Origin of the sequence: Lichenicoccus roseus (assembly GCF_005844085.1) — a bacterium.
GTDB classification, from domain to species: domain Bacteria; phylum Pseudomonadota; class Alphaproteobacteria; order Acetobacterales; family Acetobacteraceae; genus Lichenicoccus; species Lichenicoccus roseus.
This window is the reverse complement of sequence record NZ_VCDI01000022.1, coordinates 1-4,508: the sequence shown is the minus strand read 5'-3', so window position 1 is coordinate 4,508 and position 4,508 is coordinate 1. Positions and strand designations below refer to the sequence as shown.

At 69.1% G+C, this 4,508-nt stretch carries 3 protein-coding genes; 2 read left to right on the top strand and 1 reads right to left on the bottom strand.

Annotated elements, in window-relative coordinates; all coding sequences use genetic code 11:
* Nucleotides 1–870, top strand: an 870-nt coding sequence (locus tag FE263_RS21915; protein WP_138328168.1) for an ArdC family protein, incomplete at its 5' end; no start/stop codon positions are given.
* Between the two features lie 59 nt (nucleotides 871–929).
* Here the strand turns inward: FE263_RS21915 and FE263_RS21910 are convergent.
* Nucleotides 930–1,406 carry a conjugal transfer protein TraD gene (locus tag FE263_RS21910; protein ID WP_171034294.1) on the bottom strand — a complete coding sequence of 159 codons (477 nt, stop codon included), beginning with the start codon at nucleotides 1,404–1,406 and terminating at the stop codon, nucleotides 930–932.
* A 241-nt stretch (nucleotides 1,407–1,647) separates the two neighbouring features.
* Here FE263_RS21910 and FE263_RS21905 point away from each other — a divergent pair.
* A partial coding sequence (locus tag FE263_RS21905; protein ID WP_171034293.1) for an AAA family ATPase occupies nucleotides 1,648–4,508 on the top strand: 2,861 nt, incomplete at its 3' end.

The following is a 4,508-nucleotide window of genomic DNA, read 5'->3' as shown; positions in this document are numbered from 1 at the left end:
GTGGCGTCGATCGAGGCCGGGGCCGGCGCGTGGCGGATGCCCTGGCACAGTGGTGCCGATGGGGCAGCGCCGCTGCTGCCGGTCAACCTGGCGACAGGGAAAGCCTACCGGGGTGTCAACACCTTGGTGCTGTGGGCGTCGGGGCAGACCAGATCGTATGGCAGCGCGGTGTGGGGGACGTATCGGCAGTGGCAGGAGCGCGGCGCCCAGGTGCGCAAGGGCGAGCAGGCCAGCCCTGTGGTGTTCTGGAAGGCCATGGACCGCGCCGAGGCGGAGGCCGGTTCCGAGGAGCAGGAGGATGCCCGCGGCAGCCGCCGGTTCGTCGCGCGAGGCTACAGCGTGTTCAACGCGGATCAGGTTGACGGCTTCGAGCAACCTGCGCCCGTGCTGCTGCCCGAGACGCAGCGGATCGAGCGGGCCGAGATGTTCTTCGACGGGGTTGGTGTGGTTGTCCGGCATGGCGGCAACCGGGCATTCTACCGGCCGGTGCAGGACTGCATCCAGATGCCGCCGTTCGCGGCGTTCGCGGACGCGCTGTCGTATTACGCAGTGCTGGCGCATGAGGTGACGCACTGGACTGCGCATGCGAGCCGGTGTGCACGGGATCTGGGCAGCCGGTTCGGTGACGAGAGCTATGCCGCGGAGGAGCTGGTGGCCGAGCTCGGGGCGGCCTTCCTGTGTGCCGATCTTGGTTTGGCCGTCACGCCGCGACCGGATCATGCGGCCTACGTGCAGAGCTGGCTGAAGGTGCTGCGCGGCGATAGCCGGGCGATCTTCACGGCCGCCGCCAAGGCGCAGGCGGCGGCGGACCTCATCCACGGCCGGGTCGAACTGGCGCGCCGTGTAGAAGCAGGTGGGGCGCCTACGTAGACCCCACGACCTTGGCGGCTTCCAAGCAATCGGCAGCCGCCAAGCTGGCGGTAGTCGGCTCAGGCGGCTGTGGCTTCGATGGCTGAGGCATTGCCGCCGAAGCGTTCGGCGGTGGCCTTGGCGACATCCGGTGTTGCCAGCCCCTCCCAGTGCCGGAGGAACTTGTTGAAGCGAAAGCCGGACGCCCGAAGAACGGTCGTCGCCTCCTTCGGCAGCGCGTCGGGGAACTTCAGGATAAAGGCGGCGGTTTCACGTGTCCGGGCTTTGGCCTCGCGATCGAAGGCCCGGCCGCCGATGATCGCCCACTTCTCGCACTGGGCCTTGTCGCTCGCCGCGTCCCGCAGCGAGAGCAGAGCTCCGTAGAGGGCGTTGGTATCCAGCTCGATCAGCCCGGTCTTCTCGAGCAGACCGCCGGCCTCGATCAATCGGCGGGTGCGGGCCTTGCGTTCGTCGGCCTTGATTTTGGTTTCCTTTTCGGCGAGGCGGGCCTTGAGCTGCCTGTGCCGGTCGATGCGGTCGGTGATGGTCAGCGCCAAAATCTGCTCCGGGGTCTGGTCGTCGATCCCGAACCGTAAGACAGATTTTGAGACGCCGACAAGCCGCCCTAGGACCGGATCAGACGAGACCGATCCCGGCCCTTGTCTCCCCAGCGCAGCACCCGCGTAGCGGGGTTATGGACCCCTGGGAGCGTAGCGAGCGGAGCGGTGCATACGCACGTTGCAAACCCTACCGGTTCGCTTTTAGATACGGCGTCTCATTGCCTGGAGCGTGCCCTGCGTGGCCATTCAGTTCGCGCGCACCCGCTTCATCTCGCGCTCGACCGGCGGCAACGCGGTGCGCTCGGCGGCCTACAACCAGCGGACCGACATCCGCGACCAGCGCACCGGGCAGAACTTCTACTTCAAGCACCGCGAAGCGCCGCTGCATCACGAGGTCCTACTGCCCGTGGGGGCGGACGCGATGTTCCGGGACGCGACGACGCTGTGGAACGCGGTGGAGGCCGCCGAGAACCGCCGCAACAGCCAGGTCGTGCTGGAGATGATCCTGGCGCTGCCGGCCAATCCGGAGATCACCGAGGCGGACCGGCTCGAGCTGGCCCGCACTTTTGTCCACGAGCACTTCGTTTCCAAGGGACTGGCGGCGCAGATCGACATCCATGCGCCGCATGCGGGCGACCTCGAATCCGAGACCGCGAACTGGCACGCCCACGTGCTGGTCACCACCCGGCGCCTCGAGGGCGACCGGCTGGCAACGCACAAGGCGCGCGACCTCAACCCCGAGGTCCGGCGCTATGGCGGCAAGTCCTTCGTCATGGGGGCGCATGGTTTTGGGGAGGCGTGGCGTCAGCATCAGGACGCGTTCTTTCGGGCGCACGGGTATGAGGTGCGCGTCGATCCGACGGTCTCGCATCCGACCGAGCATCTCGGCCCGGTGCGCATGCGGCGGCGCGACAGTGAGCTCAACGAGCGGGCGGCGGATGCGGACGCCGCCAACCATGCCGCGGCGCGGGACCCGCTGCAGGTGCTGGCGGCGCTGACCCGCAACAACGCGACGTTCAGCGAGCGGGATCTGGACCGGTATCTCGCCAAGCACGTCAAGCCGCTCAAAGAGCGTGACAGCATCAAGGCGGCGGTCCTGCGGCATGGGGAGGTGCTCGCCCTGCATGACCGCGAATGCGGGGCGGTAAGCGAGCGGTACACCACCCGCGCGGTGCGCGAGCAGGAGCGGGCGACGCTGGCGCTGGCCGCGGCTGTTGTCGGCCAGCGCGGGACGGGCGTGGCGCCGGCTATCGCATGGGCCACCGCCGGAGGCACCACGCTGCGCGCGGACCAGCGCGCCGCCTACAACCATGCGGTGGCCGCGGGCGGACTGAAGATCATCGAGGGGCGCGCCGGCACCGGCAAGAGCTACACGCTCTCGGCCATCCGCGTGGCGCATGCGCGTGACGGGTATCAGGTTGTCGGACTGGGGCCGACGAACGCGGTGGCGCTGGATCTCAAGGCGAGCGGTTTTGCCGAGGCGCGGACGCTGCATGCGGCGCTGTTCGGGCTGAAGAACGGCCGCGAGCGCTGGACCGAGAGGACAGTCGTCATCGTCGACGAGGCGGCGATGGTGGATACGCGCATCCTGCACGAGCTGCTGTCGGAAGTGCACAAGGCCGGCGCCAGGCTGATCCTCGCGGGCGACGATCGGCAGCTGGCGAGCATCGAGCGCGGCGGGTTGTTCTCGGAGCTGCGCCAGGCGCACGGATCGGTGGAGATCACCGAGGTCACCCGGCAGCGGGAGGCCGAGCAGAAGCAGGCGGCACGTGATCTGGCAGAGGGCCGGTTCCGACGCGCCGCCGAAACCTTCAACCGGATCGGCGCGATCACCTGGAGCGACGAGCAGAGCGACGCTCGAGACGCGCTGGTGGCAGCCTGGGCCGCCGACGTGGCGGCTGATCCGACAGCCTCGCGGTTCGTGTTCGCCTACACGAACGACGATGTGGATGCGCTGAACGCGGCGCTGCGCGCGGTGCGTCGCCGCCGCGGTGAGCTGGGCGCGGATGTGGCCTTGCCGACGCGGCGAGGGATGACGGACTTTGCGGTGGGGGACCGGGTGCAGTTCACCGACACCGACAAGACGATCGGCGTCGTGAACGGCCATGTCGGCCAGATCACGCGGATCGAGCGGCTGACCCAGCGGGTAACCGTGCAGCTCGACGGCGCGGGCGGCGAGGCGGGCCGGACGGTATCCTGGACCGGCGCGAGTTTCTCGGGCGTGCGGCACGGCTATGCCGGGACGATCTACAAGGGCCAGGGCAAGACGCTGGACCACACCTACCTCTATCACACCCGGCACTGGCGCAACGCGGCGAGCTACGTGGCGCTGACCCGTCAGCGTGAGAGTGCCAGGATCTTCGTGGCGCGCGAGACGGCTGTTGACGTCGGGCAGCTCGCGCGGCAGATGGCGCGCTCGGAGATGAAGGACGCCTCGATGGCTTATGCGACGGCAGAGGAGATCGAACGTGCACGCGTCGGGCAGGAGGCGGTCCGGCGGCCTGGGCAGGATCAGCAGCCAGACACGGCGGCGGTGCCTGTGACGCCGCCGCCGCCCGCCGGCGAGCGCATGCCGGCACGCGTGGCCCAGGGCTGGGTCTCCACAATGGCACTGCCACGTGACCCGCAGGCGCTGCAGGCGCATCTGCGGACGCTGGACGAGGTTCTGCTGCAAGAACTCATTGCGAGCGCTTACGCATCGCCTACGACGGACGAGCCGATCACGCTTGCCGGCATCGGCCGCCAGGTCGATGCGACTTACGACGCGGCCGCCGCCTATGCAGAGCGGCTACGCCAGGACCAGGCGACGCTGGTGCGAGAGACGCAGGCCCTTGAGGCCACCATCCGGCACGCCGAGGCGTCGATCGTTACGCTGGACCAGCATGACGGGCTGATGCGCCGGGTCATGCGCGGCATGAACCTGGTGGAGAACCGGGAGGTGACCTCCTACCGCGCCAAGATCGAGCAGGCGGCGGATCGCCGGATTGAGGTGGCGGCGCAGCTGGAGAGTCTGGCGCCGGAACTGGCGGACGCCGAGCGGGCGGAGGCGCAGGCCTACCAGCGGATCGACGGCGATCTGGAGCAGGAGCGCGCCGAGCG